The sequence below is a fragment of the Xanthomonas sp. NCPPB 3174 genome (genome assembly GCF_056725205.1).
Genome location: NZ_CM161517.1, coordinates 1,321,107 through 1,344,416 on the forward strand (window position 1 = coordinate 1,321,107; position 23,310 = coordinate 1,344,416).

The window sequence follows — 23,310 nt, forward strand, 5'->3', positions numbered from 1 at the left end:
TGGATTCCGTCGCGCAGGCGCGCACCGCCGCGTCTGCGGCGCGCGCGCTGTTGATCGACATGGACGGCGTGCTGCGGCTGTGGCCCGCCGACGACGCCGAACTCGAGCGCGCGCACGGCGTGTCGCCGGGTAGCCTGCGCGCGGTGGCGTTCGCGCCGGCGCTGCTGGAGCCGGCGATCCGCGGCGCGACGCGCGATGCGCAATGGCGGGCAGAGGTGACTGCGCGCCTCGCCGCGCTCGCACCCGAGGCCGACGTCGCGGCGCTGGTCGCTGCCTGGTCCGCGCCGACGGCGGCCCGCCTCAACGCGTCGGTATTGGCGCTCCTGCACGAGGTGCGCCAGCGCATCCCCGTGGTGTTGCTGAGCAACGCCACCTCGCGCCTGTCGCACGATCTGCAGGCGCTCGGCATCGCCGACGCGTTCGATGCGGTGGTGAATTCGAGCGAAGTCGGTGCGATCAAACCCGAGCCGGCGATCTTCCTGCATGCGCTGGCGCAATTGGGGATGGCCGCGGACGAGGTGTTGTTTGTCGACGACACCGCGGTCCATGTCGAGGCCGCGCGTGCCCTGGGCCTGCGCGCCGAGCGCTATCTGGACGCAGAAACCTTGCGTGCCTGGCTGCTCGCACAGGGCGCGCTCGGCGACGACTGAGTCCGGCAGGCCCCCACGCTGCCGGCCATAGCGCTGACAACTCAACGGCATGGCCTCATAACCGCAGGTTTGCATCTGCGGTTGCGCGCGGCGCTATCGTCTGCGCTCCCTCGTTGCCGAGACGCGCGCCATGTCCGACCCGAACTGGAAGCTGGAAACCATCGCCGTGCACGGCGGCTACCGTCCCGATCCGACCACCCGCGCGGTGGCCGTGCCGATCTACCAGACCGTGGCCTACGCCTTCGACGACACCCAGCACGGCGCCGACCTGTTCGACCTGAAGGTGCAGGGCAACATCTACAGCCGCATCATGAACCCCACCACCGACGTGCTGGAGCAGCGCATCGCCGCGCTGGAAGGCGGCATCGGCGCGCTGGCGGTGGCCTCCGGGCAGGCGGCGGTGACCTATGCCATCCAGACCATCGCCGAGGCCGGCGACAACATCGTCTCCTCCAGCGCACTGTACGGCGGCACCTACAACCTGTTCGCGCATACGCTGCCGCTGTCCGGCATCCAGACCCGCTTCGCCGACTACCGCGATCCGGGCGCCTTCGCCGGGCTGATCGACGAGCGCACCAAGGCCATCTTCGTCGAGTCGATCGGCAATCCGCGCGGCAACGTCACCGATCTGGAAGCGGTGGCCGCCATCGCCCACGCCCACGGCGTGCCGCTGATCGTCGACAACACCGTGCCCACGCCGTACCTGCTGCGGCCGTTCGAGTACGGCGCCGACATCGTGGTGCATTCGCTGACCAAGTACCTGGGCGGCCACGGCACCAGCCTGGGCGGGGCGATCGTCGATTCCGGGCGCTTCCCGTGGGCGGCGCACGCGCAGCGCTTCCGCCGCCTCAACGAGCCGGACGTGAGCTACCACGGCGTGGTCTACACCGAGGCGCTGGGCGAGGCCGCCTACATCGGCCGCGCGCGGGTGGTGCCGCTGCGCAACACCGGTGCGGCGCTGTCGCCGTTCAATGCCTTCCAGATTTTGCAGGGCATCGAGACGCTGCCGCTGCGCATGGACCGGATCAACCAGAACGCGCTGGCGCTGGCGCAGCACCTGCAGGGCGAAGCCAAGGTGGAATGGGTGAACTATGCCGGCCTGCTGGACCATCCCGAACACGCCCTGGCGCAGAAGTACCTGCGCGGGCACGGCTCCGGCGTGCTGACCTTCGGCCTGCGCGGCGGCCGCGCCGCCGGCGCGCGCTTCCTCGACGCGCTGCAGTTGTTCACCCGCCTGGTCAACATTGGCGATGCCAAGTCGCTGGCCACGCATCCGGCGTCCACCACGCATCGCCAGCTCTCGCCCGAGGAATTGCAGCGCAGCGGGGTCAGCGAGGACACGGTGCGGCTGTCGGTGGGCATCGAACACATCGACGACCTGCTCGCCGATCTGCAGCAGGCGCTGGCGAAAGCCTGAGCGCGCGGCAGCATCGCCGCGATGGAGGCTTCTGCGACCCTGCTTGTGGGGCTGAAGTGCCCTGTAGGAGCGGCTTCAGCCGCGGCGGGGCGTTCCCGGCAGCCCATCGCGGCTGAAGCCGCTCCTACCGGGCAACTAGACTCCGGCTCGCTGGGCCGGAGGCAGCTGACGAGAGGCGCCTTTCAGTCGGACACGCGCCAATCGGCGAAGATCTCCAGCAGGAAGTCGACGAACGCGCGCACCTTGCGTTCCTGGGTGGCGCGACGCGGATAGAGCGCGGTGATCTCCAGATCCGGCCAGCGTTGCCAGTCTGGCAGCAGGCGCGCCAGTTGGCCCTGGTCGAGCTGCGACTGCACCAGCGGCTGGGAAAGCAGGGCGATGCCGGCCCCTTGCGTGACCTGGCGGATCACCGTGGTCGATTCGTTCGAAATCAGCAGCGGCCGCAGGGTCAGCTCGATCGATTCGCCGGTGCCGTGCCGCAACGCCCAGACCACGAGCGGGGCATCCGCGCCGACCGCGAGCACCGCGTGGCCGAGCAGGTCCTTGGGATGTGCAGGCGTACCGGCACGGGCCAGATAATCGGGACTGCTCACCAGGATGGCGCGCGAGGCGCCCAACGGCCTCGCAACGTAGCTGGAGTGGGGCGGTGGCCCGACGTGGACGGCAACGTCCAGGCCATGGCTGAGCAGGTCCAGCGGCTGATCGTCGTAGGTCAGCGCCAGTTGCACGCCTGGGTGGCGCTGGCGGAATCGCGCCAGCTGCGGTTCCAGCACCAGCAGGCCCAGCGCATAGGGAGCCAGCACACGCAGGGTGCCGCGCGCCTGCGCGCGCAGGTCGCGCGCGTCCTGCACGGCATCCTGCAGGGTCTGTTCGGCCTCCACGCAACGGGCATAGAAGGCGCGCCCGGCCTCGGACACCGCCAGCCGACGGGTGCTGCGATGGAGCAGTTGCACGCCCAATGCCTGTTCCAGTGCCTTGATGCGACGGCTGACGCTGGTCAGCGGCACGCGCGCCTGGCGCGCGGCGGCGGTGAGGCTGCCCTGTTCGACCACGCGCAGGAACAGCCGCACGTTGTCGAAGTCCACGCGGCCGGCGCGCGCGTTTTCTTCCGTTTCTGGCAAGAGTCTATCCATCTCTGTTCGCATTATGCTGAAAACCGTCTAGCCCTACGATGAGGACCATGCGCCTGCCCAGCTTCGACGCGGTGTCGATGGTCCGTCTCCGTCCTTCTCCCGAGGTGTGGTTTGCGCTGCGGACCACGGCCGCCGCGCTGCTGGCGCTGGCCATCGCGCTGCTCTGTTCGATGGAAGACCCCAAGTGGGCGGCGATGACGGTCTTCATCGTGGCCCAGGCCGACCGCGGCATGAGCGTGGTCAAGGCGCGCAACCGCATCGTGGGGACATTGGTGGGGGCGAGCATGGCCGTGGTGCTGATGGGCCTGTTCGGCCAGGCGCCGCCGTTGTTCATGATCGCGCTGGCGCTGTGGCTGGGCGCGTGCACTGGCATGGCCAGCGTGGTCTCTGCCTTCCGCAGCTATGGCGTGGTGCTGGCCGGCTACACGGCGGTGATCGTGGGCATGTCTTCCACCGCCAATCCGCAGCAGGTGTTCGACATCGCTGTGGCGCGCGCGACCGAGATCCTGCTCGGCATTGCGGTCGAAGGCGTGATGGCGTCGATCTTCTCGCCGGCGTCGCCGCGCCCGGCACTGGAGCGACGGCTGGAGACGTATCTGCGCCAGGGCAGTGCGCTGGCCGCACGGCTGCTGCGCGGCGAGGCGACGGGCACGCAGATCCACGGCTTCTTCGCCAGCGCCTTGGCGCTCAACGACGCAGTCGACTATGCCGCCGCGGGTTCGCGCGAGATCGCGCGGCTGGGCGGCCGCCTGCGTCACATCAGTTACCTTATGCTGGCGCAACTGTTGGCGGCGCAATCGTGCCGGGTCGGCCTGGAGGGACGCGCGCCGTCGCGTGCGCTGCGCGGCGTGCACGACCTGTTGGTCCAGCGCGCCGAGGGCCGCTCGCCCGGCGAGGACGCATTGGCCGCCACGCTGGGGCGGCTCGATCGGCGCCATCGCCGCCTGCGCCGGCTGTGCATGCAGCGGCGCGATGCCTTCGACCGCGTCTTCGCGCTGGAACATGCGCGCACCATCGTGCGCGACATGCAGGCCAGCCAGCACGAACAGGCGGCGTTCGAACAGAGCCAGCCGTCGCGCCGTCGCTTCGCCACGCGCCGCCATCGGGACCTGTACGAAGCGGCGTACAACGGAGTGCGTGCCTTCCTGGCGATGGGGGCGGCGTCGCTGTTCTGGGTCTACAGCGGCTGGAGCGCCGGTGCGGGCATGGTGACCATCGTCGGCGTGGTGTGCGCGCTGTATGCGACCCGGCCCGATCCGGTGTCCGGGAGCATCGGCTTCCTCAAGGGCGCCGGGTTGGCGGCGCTGGCCGCCTTCGTGTGCATCGTCTGGCTGCTGCCGTGGGTGGAGGATTTCGCCGGGCTGGCGGCGGTGCTGGCGCCGTTCCTGATCCTGGCGGGGCTGGCGATGCGACGGCCGTCGACGGCCGCGCTGGGCGCCAGTGGCTCGATCTTCTTCATCGATCTGGTGGGGCCGCTCAACGGCACCACGACCGGCGTGGTGCAACTGTTCAATGGCGCGCTGACGCTGTTGCTGGGCATCGGCATCGGCGCGCTGATGTTCACCGTGCTGCTGCCCAGTGGGGCCGAGCGCTACCTGCGCCGGCTGCGGCGTTCGGTCGATGCCGATCTCGCGGCGATCGCGCGGCATCCGCGGCGCATGAAACGACGCGCATGGTTCGGCCTGATGGCCGATCGCATGCGCGCGCGCCTGGGCCTGGCCGCCGCGCTGCCGGAGGCGACGCTGCAGCGCGATCTGGCCGCCTTGCTCGGCGCGCTGGGCATGGGCAGCGACGCGCTCGATCTGGCGCGGACCGATGACGCGCCGGGGCCGCGGGTGCGTGCGGTGCTGCGCCGGCTCGCGCGCGGCGACCTGCCGGGTGTGGCCCACCAGGCTATGCGCGTGGCGCGCCACCATGCGGTTCTGGCGGGCGACCGTCTCGACGCGCAGGCCGAGGCGCACTGGCGCACGGCGATGGTGCTGTGGGACATGGCGCTTTGCGCGCGCGAGTACCTCCAGGCCGGCTCTGAGGACAGCGTGCAAGCGCAGGTGCCGCTGACGCCGTCGGTGACGCTGCAGTCCTGAGATAGTGCACGATGCGACAGACCTGCCGGGCTGCGCCGAGCAGTCGGCTGCCGCGGCCGCGTGGGTGGTCAGACCTGCGCAAACCCGCCGTCCACGAACACCTCGCTGCCGGTCATGAAGCTGCTCTCGTCCGAGGCCAGGAACAGCGCCGTCGCCGCGACTTCGTCGGCGTGCCCGATGCGGCCCAGCGGCACCTGCGCGGTCATGCCCGCCACGATCGCCTCCTGCTGGCCGGTGCCGGACAGCACCGAGTCCAGCCCGGGCGTTGCGATCGGCCCGGGCGAGAGCACGTTGACGCGGATGCCGGTGTCTTTCAGATCCAGCGCCCAACTGCGCGCGAAGTTGCGCAGCGCGGCCTTGGTGGCGCTGTACACGCTGAATGCCGCCGTGCCCATGCTGCCGGTGGTGGAGCCGGTGAGGATCACCGAAGCGCCGGCGCGCATCAGCGGCAAGGCCTTTTGCACGGTGAACAGCGTGCCTTTGACGTTGACGCCGAAGGTGCGATCGAAGGACTCCTCGGTGATCGAGCCCAGCGGCTGGAAGTCGCCCAGCCCGGCATTGGCGAACAGCACATCGATGCGGCCCTTTTCGGCCTGGACCTGGGCGAAGACGCGGTCCAGATCGTCCAGCCTGGAAATGTCGCCCTGAATGGCGATGGCGTCGGCGCCGATCAGGCGCAGCGCCTTGTCCAGTTCCTCCTGCCGACGCCCGACGATGACGACCTGCGCGCCTTCGGCCGCGAAGCGAATCGCGCTCGCCAGACCGATGCCGCTGTTGCCGCCGGTCACCACTGCAATCTTGCCGTTGAGCCTGCTCATGATGCGCTCCAGAGAATTGGGGAGGCGTCACTGTAGAATCGAGCTATTATTTTGAATAGTATGCACCATTTGGTAAGTGCATTCGGAGCGTCCGGATCATGGCGAACACCACCTTCAATTGCGGTCTCGAGGCCGCGCTGTCCGTGCTCGGCGGCAAGTGGAAGCCGCTGATCCTCTACAACCTGGCGATGAACGTGCATCGCTACAGTGCGCTGCGGCGCGCGATCGGCGGGGTGACCGACAAGGTGCTGATCCAGCAGCTCAAGGAGCTGGAACGCGACCTGATCGTTGCGCGCATCGACTTCCAGGAGATCCCGCCCAGGGTCGAGTACGCGCTGACGCCGTTCGGGCAGTCCCTGGCGGCGGCGCTGGCAGGGCTGTGCGAGTGGGGCACGCAGCACATGCAGGAGATCGAGCGCATCAGTGTGCGCCGCGCGGCGTCCGTCGCCGACGCCGCGCGGCGTGCCGCCGAGGTCGACCACGGCTAGCGGTCGCCCGTCGCACATGCAAGCTGGCCCGGCCCTGCCATGCCGCACGCACGTCGTTGCGCAGCGCTGCGGGACCGGTGCGCTGGGCCTGTCGCCCCGGTGCCGACGTCGTTCCCCACGCAACGCGGCGCGTGTCCCGATTCCCGCGCCGGCGGGTCCGACGCGCGCCGCGGTGCCGCGGGCGGCGGCGTCGGCCAGCCACACATGCAGCGCTTGCGTGCAGCGCCGCCGCGATGCGGTGTTGACTGCCGTGGCCACGGCAGCGTGTGGACGGCCGCGGCGGCTAACGGAAGAACTGGCTCGGCGGCTGCCCGAACTGGCGCTTGAACATGGCAGTGAACGCGCTGGGGCTGTCGTAGCCCAATTCCACGGCCACGTCGATGATGCGGTCGCCGGCGGCCAGCCGCTCCAGCCCGCGCAGCAGGCGCAGTTGCTGGCGCCACTGGCCGAAGCGCATCCGCAGCTCACGCTGGCACAGGCGCTGGATGGTCTTGACGTCCACGCCCAGCGTCGCGGCCCAGGCGTGCAGGGTGGTGGGGTCGGCCGGGTCGGCATCGAGCGCGGCGCCGATGCGCAGCAGGCGCGGATCGCGCGGCTGCGGCAGGTACAGCGGCAGCGCCGGCAGCGCGTGCAGTTCGTCCAGGATCAGCCGCATCAGCCGCCCGTCGCGCGAGTCGGCGGCGTGGTCCCAGGGGATCTCCGCGGCGCTGCGGATCAGCGCTTCCAGCAGCGGCTCCACCGCCATCACCGCCGGTGTGTCGGGCATGCCGGCGATCGCGGCGGGGCGGATGTACAGGCTGCGCATGTGCAAGCTGCCGATCCAGCGCACGCTGTGCTCGGTGCCGGCGGGGATCCACAGCGCGCGCGTGCTCGGCACTACCCAGTGGCCCTGGCCCGAACGCACCACCATCAGTCCGGACACTGCGTAGATCAACTGGTGACGCGCATGGCGGTGCGGGGCGATGGCGCTGTCGGGTGCGTAGTCGACGGCCTTGCACACCACGTCGGCGGGCGCGTCGTCCGCGTTGCGCGTGGAGCGCGGCACCAATGCGCCCTTTTTGCGATGGTTGCTGGGCATGTCGCGCAAGAAGGTCGAGACAGGGAAGCCTACCATGCACGCACTCCCGGCAATGCCCGTCCCGCCATGTCCACTTTGCGTCCTGCCGCGCCCGTCGTTTCCTCCCCCGCCGCTCCCGCCGCCCCCCGCAAGGTCGCGTCCGGCGTCCTGGCCGCGATCACCTCCTCGCACCTGATCAACGACATGATGCAGTCGCTGATCCTGGCGCTGTACCCGGTGCTCAAGGGCCAGTTCCAACTCAGCTTCGCCCAGGTCGGCCTGATCACCCTCACGTACCAGATCACCGCCTCGCTGTTCCAGCCGCTGATCGGGCTGCGCACCGATCGCCGGCCGGCGCCGTACTCGCTGCCGCTGGGCATGAGTTCCACGTTGTGCGGGCTGTTGTTGCTGGCCTATGCGCCCAGCTTCGCCATGGTGCTGCTGGCCGCGGCGCTGGTCGGGATCGGCTCGGCGATCTTCCATCCCGAATCCTCGCGCATCGCACGGCTGGCCTCGGGCGGCCGCCACGGCCTGGCCCAGTCGGTGTTCCAGGTCGGCGGCAATACCGGCACCGCGCTGGGGCCGCTGATCGCCGCGGCGGTGATCGTGCCCAACGGCCGCCACAGCGTGGCCTGGTTCGGCGGCGCGGCGTTGCTCGGCATCGCCCTGCTGTCCTACGTCGGCCGCTGGTACGCGCTGCACCTGCAGGCCGCGCGCGCGGCGCCGCGGCCGGTCGCCGCGGTGCCGGCACTGCCGCGGGCCATGGTGGTGCGCATCGTCGGCATCCTGCTGCTGCTGATCTTCTCCAAATATTTCTACATCGCCGGGCTCAGCAGCTACTACACGTTCTACCTGATCCAGCGCTTCGGCGTCTCGGTGCAGAGCGCGCAGTTGCACCTGTTCGCGTTCCTGCTGGCCTCGGCGCTGGGCACGCTGATCGGCGGCCCGGTCGGCGACCGCATCGGCCGCAAGCCGGTGATCTGGGTGTCGATCCTGGGCGTGGCGCCGTTCGCGCTGGCGCTGCCGCACGTGGGGCTGCATGCGGCCACCGCGTTGACCGTGCTGATCGGCTTCGTGCTGTCCTCGGCGTTCTCGGCGATCCTGGTGTACGCGCAGGAGATGATGCCCGGGCGCATCGGCACCATCTCCGGGCTGTTCTTCGGTTTCGCCTTCGGCATGGGCGGGCTGGGCGCGGCGGTGCTGGGCCTGCTCGCCGACCACCGCGGCATCGTCTTCGTGTACCAGGTGATGTCGTTCCTGCCGCTGCTGGGCATCGTCGCGGCGTTGCTGCCGAGCCGGCGGGCCGACGCCGTCGCGGCGCACTAGCGCCACCGCGCGCGGCCGGCATCGGCCGGCGCGGACAGCTTGGCGAAAGCCAGCGGCCGCATGCTGTCGCGCCGGCCGTCGCGCCCCCATCGCCGTCTTCGCATGCCTGTCATCGCCCTGGTCTCGTCCGTTGCCCACGCCTGGTCCACGCTGGTCGACCTGGTCGCCAGCCACGCGGTGGCGCCGCTGCTGGCGGCGCTGCACCTGACCGGGCTCAGCGACGATCCGCACGACATCGCCGCCTCGCTGCTGGTGGCCGCGCTGCAACTGTCCATCATTGGCGTGCTGTTCCGGCCGCTGGAGAGCCTGTGGCCGGCCGAGCGCTGGGAACATCGGCGACTGGCGCGGATCGACTTCCACTACACCTGGTTGATGCTGATCGGGGTGTTCCCGCTGTTCTCGTTCCTGATCCTCACTCCGGTGGTGAACGCACTGGGCGGCGCCGACCCCAACGCCGCGGCGGCGCCGGAGACCGGCCTGCGCCATTTGTGGCCGTGGCTGGACCAGCATCCGCTGGTGCTGTTCGCGCTGTACTACCTGGCCTACGACTTCACCTACTACTGGATGCACCGGGTGCAGCACTGGATGCCGTGGTGGTGGGCGATGCACAGCATGCACCACAGCCAGCGCCAGCTCAGCTGCTGGGCCAACGACCGCAGCAACTACCTGGACGGCATGCTGCAGTCGTTCGTGCTGGCGGCGGTGGGCATCGCCTTCGGCATCGAGGCCGACGAGTTCGCCTGGCTGATGCTGCTCGGCGAGCTGGTGCAGAACCTGTCGCACGCCAACACCCGTTTCGGCTTCGGTCCGGTGCTCAACAAGATCCTGGTCGATCCGCCGTTCCATCGCCTGCACCACATGCGCGTGGACCCGGAGCGGCCGGGCCTGCACAACTGCAACTTCGGCCAGGTGTTCGCCTTCTGGGACGTGCTGTTCGGCACCGCGCTGTACGGCGAGCCGGTGCGGCCGACCGGCGTGGGCGACCCGATGGTGGACCGCGACAACGAGCTGGGCCTGGTCGCGCTGCAGGTGGAAGGGCTCAAGCGCTTCTGGGGCGCGGTGCGGCGCCGCTCAGGATGGACGCCGGGCGAGGTGGCGTTCGGCGAGGACTATGCGCCGATCCCGGTGGATCATGCTGGTTTGCCACTGCATGTCGAGCCGCCTGCGGCTGCGGCTTCTACGCCGGCGTCGAATGGTTGAAGGGCCGGGATTGGGGAGTCGGGATTGGGGATTCGTAAGAGCGGTGGCGGTTGGCAATGCCGGTCCTTGCTGGCTTCGCTGGCTGTCGCACCCTCACCCCAGCCCCTCTCCCGAGGGGAGAGGGGCTTAGCTTTTCCTTCTCCCCTCGGGAGAAGGTGCCCCGAAGGGGCGGATGAGGGTACGGGCGCAGCCTCGTGCACCCAAACATCGCGAGACGCTTCGCGCCGGACCCTCACCCCAACCCCTCTCCCGGGGGGAGAGGGGCTTACTGGGCTCACTGCTTTTTGAGACAACCGCTCATGAAGGTCTTGCGGGCGTCGCCCTGCAGCTTCTGCGTCGCGGCTTGCGCGTTGCAGTCCTTCATCCGTTGCTGCGAGGCGTTGCCGGCCGCAGGCGCGGCGCTGCCGCTGAGGCAGGCCTTCTGCGCGCTCTTGTACTCGTCGCCTTTCTTGCCCTTGTTCTGGGCCGAACACTTGGCCATCAAGGTCTGTTGTGCGGTCTGTGGCTTGGTCGCGGCGGTGGCCAGCAGCGGGGCGGCAGTAAAGCTCAGCAGCAAACAGATGGCGGCGAAGCGAGCAGAACGGGTCATGGCGGCAGCTCCGGAGGGTGTGCCGGCAGGGTGCGCCGGCACGGGCGAGCGGATCATGACGCGGCGGTGGCCGGGTCGGCAATGCGGCGCTGCGGCATGGCATTGGTGGCCTGCGCCGGGCCTTCAAGGAACAGCATCTGCGGCGGCGGATGCATCAGGAACTGCTGGTGCGAGATGTTCCAGGCGTAGGCGCCGGCCAGCGGGAACGCCAGGCAGTCGCCCGGCGCCAGGGCGGCGACCGGCTGGTCGCGGGCCAGCACGTCCTTGGGCGTGCACAGCTGCCCGACCAGGGTCACCCGCGCATCGCGCAGCACCGGCGGCTGGGTGCCGCGCAGCACCAGGAACGGATGGTCGTGGCCTTGCGCGGCAGGCGTGCGGAAATGATGGGTGCCGCCGCGGCCGATGGCGAACTGCGCGCCATGGCTGCGCTTGATGTCCAGCACCTCCATCAGGTACCAGCCGCAGGCGGCGCTGACGTAGCGGCCCGGTTCCAGGCGCAGGCGCAGGCCCTCGCCATGCGTGTGCAGCAGCGTCGGCAATCCCGCGCAGAACGCCGCCCAATCGAACGAGGCTGCCGGATCGGCATAGTCCACGCCGAAGCCGCCGCCGGCGTTCAGCGTCAGCGGCCCCAGCGCGTAGGCCTGGCGCCAGCCCTGCACGGTCTGCAGGTAGTGCGCGATCAGGCGCAACTGCAACTGCGCATCGCGCTGGTGCGACAGCAGGTGGAAGTGGAAGCCGTCCAGGCGAAGTCCGCGCGCGCCCCGCAGCACCTGCATGGCCGCGTCCAGGTCGTCCACGTCCAGGCCGAACGGCGAGGGCCGCCCGCCCATCACCAGGCGCGTGTCCTGCATGCCCGGCACCACGATGTTCAGGCGCAGGAACACCGACAGCGGCCGCTCCCTCGATGCGGCGATGCGCGCCAGCCGCTGCAGCTCGCCCAGGCTTTCCACGTGCATGCTGCAGTCGGGCAGGCTGGCGGCCAACTGCAGTTCGCTGTCGAGCTTGCCAGGGCCGCCGAACAGCAGCCGGCGGCCCGGCTGATGCGCGTGCAGCCACTGCAGTTCGCCGCCGGAGGCCGCTTCGAAACCGTCCACCCACGGCGCCAGCGTGCGCAGCACCGGCGGTTCGGCATTGGCCTTGGCCGCATAGAACAGCTCGCACTCGGTAGGCAGGTGTGCGCGCAGCATCGCCGCATGCGCCTGCAGCGCCGCCAGGTCGTAGACGTAGGCGCAGACCGGGCCGTCGGCCTGCGCGCGCAGCTGCGCCAGCGCCGCGTGCAGGGGGGCGGGATCGATGCGCAGGCTCATGCGGCCGCCTGCCGCAGCGCGGCGCTGCCGATCGGGTTGGGCAGGAAGCTGTAGTCGGCATGGCGGTCGGCACGCTGCAGCAGGCGCAGGCGCAGGTTGTTCTTGGCCGGCAGCGGCGCCCCGTCGAGCAGGGCCTGCAGTGCCGGTTGCGTGCCGTGGCGTTGCTGCCAGCTGCGCGCGATGTCGCCGACGATCTGCCACAGCTGGCGTTCGCGGCGGTCGTGGCCGTCGGCGAGGTGGAAGATCGCTTCGGCCAGGTTGTTGACCAGTGCGCAGTAGGCGATGCGGTTCCAGCCGCGTTCGGCGCTGTAGTACAGCGACTGCCGCGCGGTTTCGGACATGCCGGGCAGGCGCGCGGCCGGCCAGCGCGACGGCAGCAGCTTGGTGCCTTCCAGGTCGCGGATCCACACCTGTGTCGGCAGGCCGTCTTCGCTGCCGATCACGGTGTTCTGCAGGTGCGGCTCCAGCACGATGCCGTAGCCGAACCAGGCGCTCCACACGCCGTCCAGCAGCAACTGTGCGTAAGCGCGGAACCAGGCCGCGGTGGCCGCCTCCATGCTGCTGCCGCTGCGTTGCGCCAGCGCCTGCAGCGCGGCGGTGCAGGCCGGCTGGCCGCGCGCGTCGTTGGTGAACAGCGCACCGGCCACCTGCGGGCGATAGCGCGCCCGCTGCGCCGCGGGGATCGCCTGCCGGTACAGCACGCCGAAGCTCTCGCCGAGTTCGCGGCAGGCCTGCGCATCGGCCTCCAGCGCGGAGAAGTCCAGGTCGGTGGCGGCCGGCTCCAGCAGCACGTGGAAGCCGGGCACGCGCTGCGCCAGCGCCTGCCAGTCCGGGGCCAGCAGGCGGGTCAGCGCCACTGCGCTTTCCAGTTCGTACCAGGCGTTCTTGCGCACGCAGTTGGTCAGGCGCACGTGCACCGACAGCTTGAGGAAATGATCGAGGTCGGCGTGATACAGCGTGCGCACCGACGAGGTCGGGCGCAGCGCCAGGCCGCGTTCGCCCAGCGGTTCGATCCAGCCGCGCGCCTGCGCCTGGCGCAGCAACGGATGCGCCAGCACGCGTTCGGCCTCCCATGGATGGCAGGGATACAGGTCGGCGCCACCGCCGGCCTGCGCCAGGGTGGCGCGCACGTCATGGCCTTGCGCGCGGTACAGGCGCGGGTCGATGCGGAACCAGAACAGCGGAAAGGCGCTGCGCGCTTCCGGTGCGCAGGCCAGCACCTGGGCCAGCGGCACGCCCTCGCGGCTCTTGGGCGTGGGATGGAAGGCGTGGCCCCACAGCATCGATTGCTCGGCATCGATCAGCGCCTCGCCGGTGGGCTGCGCGGCGTCGGCCTGGCGCAGCAACTGCGCGGTGATGGCGACGCTGTTGGCGCTCTGCGCCAGCAGTTCCAGGTTGGGCGCGTGCTCGCCTTCGCTGAGTTCCTGCAGCAGCAGCCGCACCAGCGCCTCAGCGTCCAGGCAGTGCCACGGACGGCCATCGGCCTTCAGGTAGGGCGCCGAGGCGAAGCGGCAGCGGCCCAGGCCGTCGGCATGCGCCAGGCGCACGCACAGCGTGGCGCCGGAGGGCAGTTGCAGGCGTAGCCAGCGTTCGCCGGCGGCGGCCACGCCGGGGCGGTCCAGGCCACGGTAGTCGAAGTCGGCCAGGTCGCGGGCGAGTGCGACTTCGCGCAGGTAGCAGTTGAGCCAGCAGGTGATCGCCTGCGCTTGCGCCAGGCTGTCGTACCACGGGTCATGCATCGGCAACGGGGACATGGACGGTTCTCCGAACGGACGTGAGCATCAGGGCCGGCAGCAGCGCCAGCAGGGCGGCCGCGGCGGCGGCGAGAAACGGAACGGCAAGGCCATGGCCTTGCACCAGGGCGCCGGCGAGGGCGCCGCCGGCGACGCCGGCGTATTTGCCGGCCGCATCGAAACGGCCGAACAACTGGCCGGCGCCGCGCCCGCCGGCGATCTCGGCCAGGCTGCGGTTGAGGCCGCGCAGGGCCATCCACATGCCCAGGCCGAACAGCAGCCGCGCGGCGATCAGCCAGCCCGGCGCCGGTGGCGCCATCTGCAGCAGGCAGGCCAGGGCGAACAGCGCCAGCCCCGGCGGCAGCGGCGACACGCGGTGGTCGCGGCCGCGCCAGCACGGCATCAGCACCAGGTAGACCAGGTGCGGCAGGCTGTACAGCAGGCCGGCGACCGCGCTGCTGCCGATGCCGTGCGCCTGCGCGTATGGCAGGAAGTAGGGAAAGGTCACCACCATCGCGAAACAGAACAGGAACTGCGTGGCCCACAGCGCCCAGCGCTGGCGGCGCTGCGTGGCATCGGTGTGCGGCAGGGAGGGCGTGGACGTGGCGGTCGCCGGCGCGCGCGGCGGATCGGCCGGCAAGCGCCAACTCAGTGCGAAGGCGAGCAGCGGCAGCAGCGCCAGGTAGCGGTACAGCGACTGCGCCGGCCCCAGCGCGATGGCCAAGCCGAGCAGCGCCGGCGCGGTGACCATCGCCAGCCGTGCCGAGAACTGGGTCCAGTCCAGCGCCCGCGCCAGCGAGCCACTCTGCGCCTGGCTGCTGAGATAGGCGTTGGTCGCGGCCAGCGAGCCGCCGCAGGCGCCCTGCACAACCAGGCCGGCGACCAGCCAGCCCAGGTTCGGCGCGAAGCCGGCCATGAGGAACCCAAGCGCCAGGCCGAGTTGCGCGCGCAGCAGCGAGCGCTTGCGCCCGTAGCGGTCGGCCAGCCGGCCCCAGGCGCTGGCGGTGAGCGCGGTGCACAGCGTCGGCAGCACGTACAGCACGCCGCTCCAGCCGATCGCCGCGCCCGGCGCCAGCTGCTGCAGCACCTGCGGCAGAAACAGCGGCATGCCCAGCGCAGTGAAGGCGGCCAGGTAGTGCGCGGCCAGCACCGGGCCGAGGATGCGCTTCATCGTGCCGTCCCGGCTGCAGCCGCCCGCGCCGCCCGCGTATCTTCGCGCAGCAGGTTGGGCGCGCTGTCGCCGTAGAACTTGTTGATGTCCGCCGCGCCGGTGACCTGCTTGCCGAGCAGGCTGCCGGCGCTGAGCAGGTACTTCACCGGCAGCTTCGGTGCATCCAGCAGCGCCTGCGCCGGCGCGGTATCGATGCCCTCTTCGCGCAAGGTGCGCAGGGTGCCGTGCAGGCGCGCGCGCAGCAGCGCGTACAGGGCCGTGCGCAGCCCTGGCTGCCATTCCGCCAGCCCTTCGAGCACCGCCTGCAGGTCCAGCTGCAGGATGATGGTGCAGAACATGCGCGCCAGCGCGGCGTCGTCCTGCACCGCGATGCGCGCATCGCGCGGGGCGCCCAGCGCGGCCAGCGCCGGCCGTTGCGCGTGCAGCCGCGACAGCAGTACCCGCGCCGCATCGTTGTCCTTCATCAGCAGTCGCGGCGCACGGCCGGCGGCATAGATCAGCACGCTGTTCTGCTGGTTCGCCTCCAGGGCGATGCCGTAGCGCAGCCACAGCCGCAGGTGCACCCCGCACATCAGCGCCAGGTAGCTGTCCCACCAGGCGGTGAGGTCGCCGCCATGGAAGCGCTCGGCCAAGTGCATAGCCAATGGGCGGCCATCGGGCAGCAGCGCGCACAGGCCGGCCACGGGGACCAGGGTCGCTTCCGGCAGCGCCGGATAGCGGCGCAGCAGATAGGACAGGTGTCGTGTCTCGCCGACGTGGCCGGCATGCGCCTCGTCCACGTGCAGGTAGCGCGCGCCCAGCGCCGGATCGTGCGCGGCGAGGTCGCGCAGCACGCGCTCGAACCAGTGCCCGTCGTACAGCGTGGACGGCTTGATCAGGCGCAGGTTGAGTGCGCCGAGCGTGCGCATCGGCACCGGCAGCTTCAGATGATGATCGGGAAACGCCAGCGGAATCACCGTGCGCAGCGACAGCGAGGGCCGCACCTGCAGCCACGGCTGCGGCGCGGCGATCGCGCCGTCCGGCAGGGCGAAGCCGTCCTCGCCCAGGCGTTCGAAGATCAGCGGATGCAGCGGCCAGGCGACATGGTCGGCGTCCAGTGCCGGATCCAGGCCGAGCATGCTCGGGCGCGGCCAGAACGCCGGCGGCGGGGTGGTCTGGGTGACCTGCGCGGCCGGCAGCGCCAGCCAGCGCAGCGCGAAGCTGGGGCCGAATTCCGGTGCGTAGCGCGGCAGGTCGGCGTCGTCCAGGCCGAGTTTGGCGCGTGCGCTGGGATAGAACGGATGGTCGCGGTGGCTGGCCAGTTGTTCGCAGCGGTAGGCGCGTTCGTGCGCGTCGGCCGCGTCCAGCGCGGTGGCCAGCAGCGGCCGTTGCTGCGCATAGGCCTGCCGCGCCAGCGCACGCTGGCGCACCGCGCACTCGGCTTCTTCGACATAGGCGCGATGCAACGCCTGCGTTTCAGCGTCGAGCCCGGCGCCCAGTCGTGCCAGCCACTGCGCGGCGCCTGATTCGTAGGCAGTTTGCGGCCCGGTGTGCACGACCCAGCCGTCGCTGCAGGCGCTCACGGTCTGCAGGTAACCGGCGCGGCGCAGCGGCAGCCACAGTTCGCCGTCGGGCAGGTGCGCGATGCGCCACCAGGTCGCGTCCGCGGGCAGCGGCGCCTGCGCCCATGCGGCGAGCACCGCCGGCGGCGGCGTGGCGGCGGCGCCGCGGCTGACGATGCCGCGCAGGTCTTCTCGCAGGCAGGCGTCGATGACGCGCAGGTCGATGTAGCGGCGGTCGGCGTCCTGGCTCATGCGGCCGCTCCGATGCTGCTGTCGATGCGCCAGTGCAGCGACGCCTCGGTGCTGTCCAGCGCCTGCTGCAGGTCCGCCTCGGTGTCGGCGAGCACGTCCAGCACGCCCAGGTAATCCTTGTTGGAATGGCTCAGGCGGATCGCGTCGCCGGGTTGCCGCAGGCGCCGGTAGCGCGCGTCCCAGTGCGCGTCGCTGCTGGCGTGGTCGGCACTGGCCACCGCCAGCGTGCCGTCGTGCTCGGCCACGTAGTAGCGCACCAGGGCGTGCGCGCGGCGCGCCTGCAGCGTGGGCAGTGGCCGACCCAGGTGCAGGCCGAGGACGCTGTCGAACCAGTGCCCGCCGAACAGGCGGTCGAGCAGGAATTCGCGGCCGTCGCCGATGCTGCGGTAGTTGATCTCCACCAGCACCGGGCCGTCGGCGGTGAGGATGAACTCGCTGTGGCACACGCCGAAGCCGATGCCGAACGCCTGCAGTTGCGCCAGCGCCTGCTGCACGACCGCGGTGTCGGTGGTGCCGCGCCAGCGCGCCTCGCATTCGACGAAATGCGGCGGCGCCGAGAGCTGCACGTCGAAGCCGCCGATCGGTTGCAGGTGGTGCCCGTCGCCGAGCGTTTCCAGGGTGAACAGCGGACCCTCAAGCACGCTTTCCAGCAGCACGCTGCGCTGCGGGTGGCGCTGCCAGAAATCATCGAGGTAGGTCTGTAGCGCCGTGGCATCGGCGCAGTGGCGCACGTCCATGCTCGCCACGCCTTCGCGCGGCTTGGCGATCAGCGGCCATGGCGCCTGCGCCGGCGGTTGCGCGCCCGGCGCCAGGCTGCAGAACCACGGCGCCGGCAGGCCGAGCGCGCGCAGCCGTTGGCGCATCGCCGCCTTGTTCTTGGCCGCGTAGCAGACCTGCCAGTCCTTGCCGGGCACGCCGAGCGCGGCGGCGACCACGGCGGCGCTGGTCTGCAGGTGGTCGCTGTTGCTGAACACCGCGCGCGGCGGCTGCGGCAGGCTGCCGAGCAGGTCGAGCACGCCCAGCGGATTGAACACGTCGCACTCCAGCACCTGCACCGGTGCGGCCGGCGGATGGCGGCGGAAGTGCTCGAGGTGGGCGTGGCGGTGGTCGGTCAGCAGCAGCACCGGCACGCCCAGGCGCTGCGCGGCGGGGAGGAAGCCATCGGTCACCGCCGGGTGGCAGACGTGGCTGAGGATCAGCAGGGGAGCGTCGTGCGAGGTCATGTGCGGGTCTCGTCGGGCGCAGGCGCACGCACGCCGCCGGCGCGGCCGCATGGAGGCGGACACGGGAGGCATGCGCCGCGGCTGCGGCAGGGTCGCGTGGTTGCCTGGCGCATCGCATCGGGCGTGCGCTGGGTACGGGAAGGACGCGGCTGCGTCCGTTGCACTGGCCCGCGTCTCCCGCGGGCGGCGGCGCGCCGTGGTGGCGCGCGGTGGTGCGGCGTCCGGCGGCGTCGTCCGCCGCCGGGATGGATCAGAACGTGTACTCGAGGCCGACGGTGACGCTGCGGCCCGGCGCCGGCTGCCGGCCCCAGGGGCTGGTGTCGATGCCGCGGTACCAGTACTTGCGATCGAACAGGTTGTTGACCGCCAGCGACGCGCTGAGCTTGCCGCTGGCGCCTTCGCTGAGCACCTGGCTCAGCTGCGCGTTCCACACCCAATAGGAGGGCAGTTCACCGACCGAGGCGATCGCGTTCTCCTGCGCGGTGTTGGCCGCATCGCTGAAGGCACGGCTGAAGTAATAGCTGGAAACGGCGACGGTGGTATGACCGGATTCGGGCCGGTACGACGCGCCGAGGGTGAGTTGGTTGCGCGAGGTGTAGGGCACGCGATTGCCGTCGTACACGCCCGATTCCTGCCGTGCGTCCAGGTAGGCATAGCCGGCGTTGAGGGTCAGCGCGCGCAGTTGCGCCGGGCTCCACTGCACTTCCACTTCGCCGCCCTGGTGGCGGGTCTTGCCGAGATTGCGGTAGGTGCGCGTGGTGTTGTCGAGCTGGATCTGCTGGTCGAAGTCGATCAGGTAGCCGCCGAACTGCACGCGGGTGCGTTCGTTGGGCTGGTAGCGCGCGCCGGCCTCGTAGTTCCAGGCCAGTTCGGCGTCGAGGTTGTCGCCGAAGATGATCTGGGTGACCTGCGGCGCGCGCAGCGAGCGCTGTCCGTCGGCGTACAGGTACCACTGCGGAGTGGCCTGGAAGCCCAGGGTCAGGCCGGGCAGCACGTCGTCGGTCTTGTTGCGCGTGCGCACGCCGCTGGCCAGGTTGTAGTAGCGCGAATCGACCTGTTCGTAGCGCAGGCCGGGGGTGACGGTGACGCGGCCGTCGGCGAAGGCGATCGCGTCGCTGACGTAAGCGGCGGCGCCGCGGTCCTTGAAGCGCCAGTCGCGCACCAGGGTGTACAGCCCATCGCTGAGGCGGGTGTTGCCGACCAGGAAGTCGATGTCCTCGTTGATCGCACGGGCACCCAACGTCCACTGCTGTCGCACCGCGCCGTCGCCCATCGTCCAGCTCAGCCGCGGCTCGCTGCCATAGACCCGGAAATCGCGTGGCGCGCTCTGCCGCAGTTGCGGCGGCAGGTCCGGGCGCCAGGTCTCGCTGGCCGCCGAGCGCATGCCGACGATGAAGTTGCGGCTGCTGCGCGCGCTGAAATTGCTCCAGTCCAGGCGCAGGTCCTGGAACGGCCCCACGTCGCCGAAGTCCTGCTGATAGACCAGCGAGGCGCGGGTGGTGCGGCCGGTGAATTCGTCCAGCGGCCGCGTCGACTGGCGCGGATCGCGCAGATAGTCGGCCACGGACAAGGCGCCGGCCATGTCCATGTCGGCGACGTAGCGCTGCACGCTGGCCTTGAGCAGCTTGTCCGGCGCCAGCCACCATTCCGCGCGCAGACGCAGGTTCTTGATGTCGGTGGCGCTGTGCTCGCGCCAATAGTCGCCCTTGGTCCAGTTCGCATCCAGTTGCAGGCCGAACGTGTCGCTGGCGTAGCCGCCGGTGCTGATCGCGGTGTCGCCCAGGTAATGCCCGGCGCCGCCGGCGGTGACCTTCTGCCCCAGCGTGGTGGTCCAGGTGGTGGGGATGTCCGGGCTGATCAGGTTGATCACGCCGCCGACGTTGTTGGGGCCGTACTGCACCGCCGCGCCGCCGCGCACGATGTCGATGCGGTCGACCTGGTTGAGGCCGACCGGGAACAGCGACAGGCTGGTCTGCCCGTACGGCGCCAGCGCCAGCGGAATGCCGTCCTCCAGCACCTGCACGCGGCCGCTGCGGCTCTCGTACAGGCCGCGCAGCATGATCTGCGGCAGCGCACCGGTGCCGGTCTCGTCGAACACCTTGATGCCAGGCACCTTCTGCAGCGCGTCGTCCAGCGAGCGGTTGGCGCCGGTGCGCAGCTGCGTGCTGTCGATCACCTGGCGGCTGCCGGCGTAGTGCTGCACGTCCTCGACGGTGGAGCGACCGAGCAGGCTGCCCTGCACCTGCACCGCGTCGAGCTGGCGGATCCGCGCCTGCGCGTCGGCGTCGGGCGGGACGTCCTCGGCGCGCACGCTGGTGGGAGCGAGCATGGCGGCGGCGAGGGCGACGGCCAGCAGCGAAGGGGAAAGCGAAGCGATCAAGACGACGACTCCAACAGGAACGAAACGGTCAGGGGCTGCGCAGGTCGGCCGCGCGCTGGCGCAACGCGGCCTGCAGCAGCGCGCGGTCCTCGCCGGCGAACAGCCACTGCAGATCCGGCTGTGCCAGCCAGTGCGCGCGCTGCGCGGCGTCGCGCGGATTGGGGCAGAACGGAATGCCGGCGGCGCGGCAAGCCGCGTCGATCGCCAGCAACTGCTCCCAGACCTGCGGGTGGGTGGGCTGCGGGCCGAGGCCCAGGTCCAGCGCCAGGTCCAACGCGCCTTCCATCACCAGCGACACGCCGGGCACCTGCAGGATCTGCGGCAGCGCGCGCACGCCGGCGGCGCTTTCGATCATCGGGATCACGCGCAGGCGCTCACGGCTGCGGGCGATGTAGTCGGCCAGGGCCACGCTGCCGAAGCCGGTGACGCGGCCACCGGTGATGCCGCGGCGACCGTGCGGCGGGAAGTGCGCGGCGGCAACCGCGCGTTCGGCCTGCTCGGCGCTGTCCAGCCCGGCCAGCACCACGCCGCGGGCACCGGCGTCGAGCACCCGGCCGATCAGCTTGGTATCGACCTCGGGCACCCGCACCCAGGCTTCGCAGCCGCCCAGCTCGCAGGCGCGGATGGCATGCTCCAGCTCGGCCGGCGAGCGCAGCACGTGTTCCAGGTCCAGCACCGCGAAGTCGTAGCCGACATGCCCGAACATCTCGCACAGCAGGGCACTGGGCACGGAGTTGAGCAACCCGATCTTGCAGGCCATGGGGGAGGGCGAGCGGAACTGGGGAAGGGAGCGCAATCCTGCCGCAAACGAGAATGCTTATCAAGAAGATTCGCTGCGGGCGCTCCCGGCCGCCGTAGACGCTTTCTGTGCGCTACCGCGCTTTTCGCTGCGACTGACTCTCCGAAGAGGAGCCGCTTTTGCGAATCCCCAATCCCAAATCCCCAATCCCTGCTGTCAGGGCCTCAGCGCGCGACGGCACGCATCCCCCGGTACGGCGGCGTCGCCATCACCATTTCCGCCAGCGAATAGGCCAGCTCGCGCTCGGCCATCACCGTGCCGTCGGCACCGTGGTCGAGCAGGTGCTTGACCTCGGCATCGCTGTGCGCGCGTGCCAGCAGGGTCAGTGCCGGGTTCAACGCGCGCAGCTTGGCCAGGGCCTCGCCGGCTTCCAGTGGCTGCGGGATCGCCAGGATCGCGATCTTGGCCTTCTCCGGATGCGCCTCGGCCAGCACGCGGTCGGCGGCGGCACTGCCGCGGATGCCGGGGATGCCGTCGGCGTGGGCGCGTTCGACATGGTCGCGGTTGTCGTCGATCACCAGCACCGGCACGCCGCGCTCGCGCAGCACCGCCGCCAGCGCGCTGCCGACCCGGCCGTAGCCGATCACGATGGCGTGGTCGATCAGATCCAGCGACGGACCCGGCGGCAGCTCCGGTTCCACCGTCACCGGCGCCTCCACCGCCTGACGCGCCTGCCAGCGGTCCAGCCAGCTGAACAGCAACGGGTTGGCGATGATCGACAGCAGCGCGCCGGCCAGGATCAGGTCGCGGCCGGTCTCGGGCAGGATCGCCAGGCTCACGCCGAGGCCGGCGAGGATGAAGGAGAACTCGCCGATCTGCGCCAGGCTGGTGGAGATCGTCAGGGCGATGCCGGTGGGGTGGCCGAACGCCCGCACGATCACGAACGCGGCCAGCGACTTGCCGACGGTGATGGTCAGGAAGGTGGCCAGCACCTGCCACGGATGCTCGACCAGGATGTGCGGGTCGAACAGCATGCCCACCGAGACGAAGAACAGCACCGCGAAGGCATCGCGCAGCGGCAGCGAGTCGTTGGCGGCCTTGTGGCTGAGCTCCGATTCCTTCAGCAGCATGCCGGCGAAGAACGCGCCCAGCGCGAACGACACGCCGAACAGAGTGGCCGAGCCGAACGCCACGCCCAGCGCGATCGCCAGCACCGACAGGGTGAACAGTTCGCGCGAGCCGGTCGCGGCGACCTTCTCCAGCGCCCAGGGGATGGCGCGGCGGCCGACCACCAGCATCACCGCCACGAACGCGGCCATCTTCAGCAGGGTGACGCCGAGCGCGCCGAGGATCGCCCCGGTGTCGGCGCCCTTGCCGCCGAGCGCGTCGGCCAGCGCCGGCAGCAGCACCAGCGCCAGCACCATCACCAGGTCCTCCACGATCAGCCAGCCGACCGCGATGCGCCCGCGCTGGGTTTCCAGCAGGCGCCGTTCCTCCATCGCCCGCAGCAGCACCACGGTGCTGGCCACCGACAGCGCAAGGCCGAACACCAGGCCGTGCAGGGTCGGCCAGCCCATGCTCCAGGCCAGCCCCCAGCCGAGCAGGGTGGCGACCGCGATCTGCGCCAGCGCGCCGGGGATCGCGATCCACTTCACTTCCATCAGGTCTTCGAGCGAGAAGTGCAGCCCCACCCCGAACATCAGCAGCATCACCCCCAGTTCCGACAACTGGGTGGCCAGGGCCTGGTCGGCGACGAAGCCCGGCGTGAACGGCCCCACGCAGATGCCCGCCACCAGGTAACCGACCAGCGGCGAGAGCTTGAGGCGGTGGGCGAGCGTGCCGAGGACGAAGGCGAGCGCGAGCCCGACCGCGATGATGTCGATGAGACTGGTGTCGTGATGCATTCAGGATCGCAGAACAAGGAAGCCTGGAGTGTCGCCGATCGGGGCTTTTGTCGGCAAATCGGTGTGGCGGGGCCGGGCGGCGACGCGGCGGTCGGCAGGCGCTCGGTGTGGCGCTGCCCGGATCCACTCAGCCGCATCTGGCGGAAGTGGCGGAACCCGGTCGCTCCGGTCGCGCCTGCCGGGGAGCGACATGGCGGGCGGGCGACGATCATCGCGCAATCGGCTGCCTCGGCGGTGCCGCAACACGGTTCGGAATGTCGCTCCCCGACAGCACGACTGGGATGGAGGTCGCAGCGAA

General features: G+C 70.7%; 18 protein-coding genes. 6 read left to right on the forward strand and 12 right to left on the reverse strand.

Translation table 11 applies throughout. The features are described from left to right. Positions 1-59 precede the first annotated feature (59 nt). Together AC1PK7_RS05930 and AC1PK7_RS05935 are read left to right on the forward strand one after the other, a co-directional pair. The gene (locus tag AC1PK7_RS05930; RefSeq protein ID WP_481100167.1) at positions 60-650 is read left to right on the forward strand and encodes an HAD-IA family hydrolase; all 591 of its coding nucleotides are present in this window, start codon (positions 60-62) and stop codon (positions 648-650) included. Between the two features lie 130 nt (positions 651-780). Beyond that, complete coding sequence (locus AC1PK7_RS05935) at positions 781-2,067, forward strand: O-acetylhomoserine aminocarboxypropyltransferase/cysteine synthase family protein (protein ID WP_481100168.1); 1,287 nt, start codon at positions 781-783, stop codon at positions 2,065-2,067. A gap of 182 nt (positions 2,068-2,249) precedes the next feature. Here the strand turns inward: AC1PK7_RS05935 and AC1PK7_RS05940 are convergent, their stop codons facing one another. Continuing rightward, positions 2,250-3,188, reverse strand: coding sequence for a LysR family transcriptional regulator (locus tag AC1PK7_RS05940; RefSeq protein ID WP_481100169.1), 939 nt, complete (start codon positions 3,186-3,188; stop codon positions 2,250-2,252). Between the two features lie 59 nt (positions 3,189-3,247). On the opposite strand from AC1PK7_RS05940, the gene AC1PK7_RS05945 reads away from it, so the two are divergent. After that, positions 3,248-5,284, forward strand: coding sequence for an FUSC family protein (locus tag AC1PK7_RS05945; protein ID WP_481100170.1), 2,037 nt, complete (start codon positions 3,248-3,250; stop codon positions 5,282-5,284). A gap of 68 nt (positions 5,285-5,352) precedes the next feature. On the opposite strand, the gene AC1PK7_RS05950 is transcribed toward AC1PK7_RS05945, so the two are convergent. Then, positions 5,353-6,102 carry an SDR family NAD(P)-dependent oxidoreductase gene (locus AC1PK7_RS05950; protein ID WP_420009223.1) on the reverse strand — a complete coding sequence of 250 codons (750 nt, stop codon included), beginning with the start codon at positions 6,100-6,102 and terminating at the stop codon, positions 5,353-5,355. Positions 6,103-6,200: 98 nt separating this feature from the next. Here AC1PK7_RS05950 and AC1PK7_RS05955 point away from each other — a divergent pair, with 98 nt between their 5' ends. Continuing rightward, on the forward strand, positions 6,201-6,590 hold the full coding sequence (locus tag AC1PK7_RS05955; protein ID WP_420009224.1) for a winged helix-turn-helix transcriptional regulator: 390 nt from the start codon (positions 6,201-6,203) through the stop codon (positions 6,588-6,590). Positions 6,591-6,873: 283 nt separating this feature from the next. Here AC1PK7_RS05955 and AC1PK7_RS05960 read toward each other — a convergent pair whose 3' ends face one another. Beyond that, positions 6,874-7,704 (reverse strand): AraC family transcriptional regulator, encoded by an 831-nt coding sequence (locus AC1PK7_RS05960; RefSeq protein ID WP_371181352.1) that lies wholly within the window; start codon positions 7,702-7,704, stop codon positions 6,874-6,876. Between the two features lie 30 nt (positions 7,705-7,734). On the opposite strand from AC1PK7_RS05960, the gene AC1PK7_RS05965 reads away from it, so the two are divergent. Continuing rightward, complete coding sequence (locus AC1PK7_RS05965) at positions 7,735-8,973, forward strand: MFS transporter (RefSeq protein ID WP_481100171.1); 1,239 nt, start codon at positions 7,735-7,737, stop codon at positions 8,971-8,973. 102 nt (positions 8,974-9,075) lie between these two features. Further along, a complete protein-coding gene (locus AC1PK7_RS05970; RefSeq protein WP_481100172.1) occupies positions 9,076-10,173 on the forward strand; it encodes a sterol desaturase family protein in 1,098 nt (365 codons plus the stop codon). 274 nt (positions 10,174-10,447) lie between these two features. Here AC1PK7_RS05970 and AC1PK7_RS05975 read toward each other — a convergent pair whose 3' ends face one another. The 9 genes from AC1PK7_RS05975 to ybaL form a co-directional block, all read right to left on the reverse strand. Continuing rightward, on the reverse strand, positions 10,448-10,762 hold the full coding sequence (locus AC1PK7_RS05975) for a PsiF family protein (RefSeq protein ID WP_481100173.1): 315 nt from the start codon (positions 10,760-10,762) through the stop codon (positions 10,448-10,450). Between the two features lie 53 nt (positions 10,763-10,815). After that, positions 10,816-12,069 (reverse strand): type III PLP-dependent enzyme, encoded by a 1,254-nt coding sequence (locus AC1PK7_RS05980; RefSeq protein ID WP_481100174.1) that lies wholly within the window; start codon positions 12,067-12,069, stop codon positions 10,816-10,818. Then, positions 12,066-13,823 (reverse strand): IucA/IucC family protein, encoded by a 1,758-nt coding sequence (locus AC1PK7_RS05985; protein ID WP_481100175.1) that lies wholly within the window; start codon positions 13,821-13,823, stop codon positions 12,066-12,068. Before AC1PK7_RS05985 ends, AC1PK7_RS05980 begins: the two co-directional genes overlap by 4 nt. Beyond that, a complete protein-coding gene (locus AC1PK7_RS05990) occupies positions 13,801-14,973 on the reverse strand; it encodes an MFS transporter (protein ID WP_420009230.1) in 1,173 nt (390 codons plus the stop codon). The genes AC1PK7_RS05985 and AC1PK7_RS05990 overlap by 23 nt, the downstream gene beginning before the upstream one ends. Continuing rightward, positions 14,970-16,766 (reverse strand): IucA/IucC family protein, encoded by a 1,797-nt coding sequence (locus AC1PK7_RS05995; RefSeq protein ID WP_481100176.1) that lies wholly within the window; start codon positions 16,764-16,766, stop codon positions 14,970-14,972. Before AC1PK7_RS05995 ends, AC1PK7_RS05990 begins: the two co-directional genes overlap by 4 nt. Then, the gene (locus AC1PK7_RS06000) at positions 16,763-17,989 is read right to left on the reverse strand and encodes a siderophore biosynthesis protein PvsA (protein ID WP_481100177.1); all 1,227 of its coding nucleotides are present in this window, start codon (positions 17,987-17,989) and stop codon (positions 16,763-16,765) included. The genes AC1PK7_RS05995 and AC1PK7_RS06000 overlap by 4 nt, the downstream gene beginning before the upstream one ends. Positions 17,990-18,239: 250 nt before the next feature. Next, a complete protein-coding gene (locus tag AC1PK7_RS06005; RefSeq protein ID WP_481100845.1) occupies positions 18,240-20,318 on the reverse strand; it encodes a TonB-dependent receptor family protein in 2,079 nt (692 codons plus the stop codon). Positions 20,319-20,397: 79 nt separating this feature from the next. Further along, entirely contained in the window at positions 20,398-21,129 is a 732-nt protein-coding gene (locus tag AC1PK7_RS06010) for an HpcH/HpaI aldolase family protein (protein WP_481100178.1), read from the reverse strand. A 203-nt stretch (positions 21,130-21,332) separates the two neighbouring features. Then, complete coding sequence (ybaL, locus tag AC1PK7_RS06015; RefSeq protein ID WP_481100179.1) at positions 21,333-23,012, reverse strand: YbaL family putative K(+) efflux transporter; 1,680 nt, start codon at positions 23,010-23,012, stop codon at positions 21,333-21,335. Between the last annotated feature and the right edge of the window lie 298 nt (positions 23,013-23,310).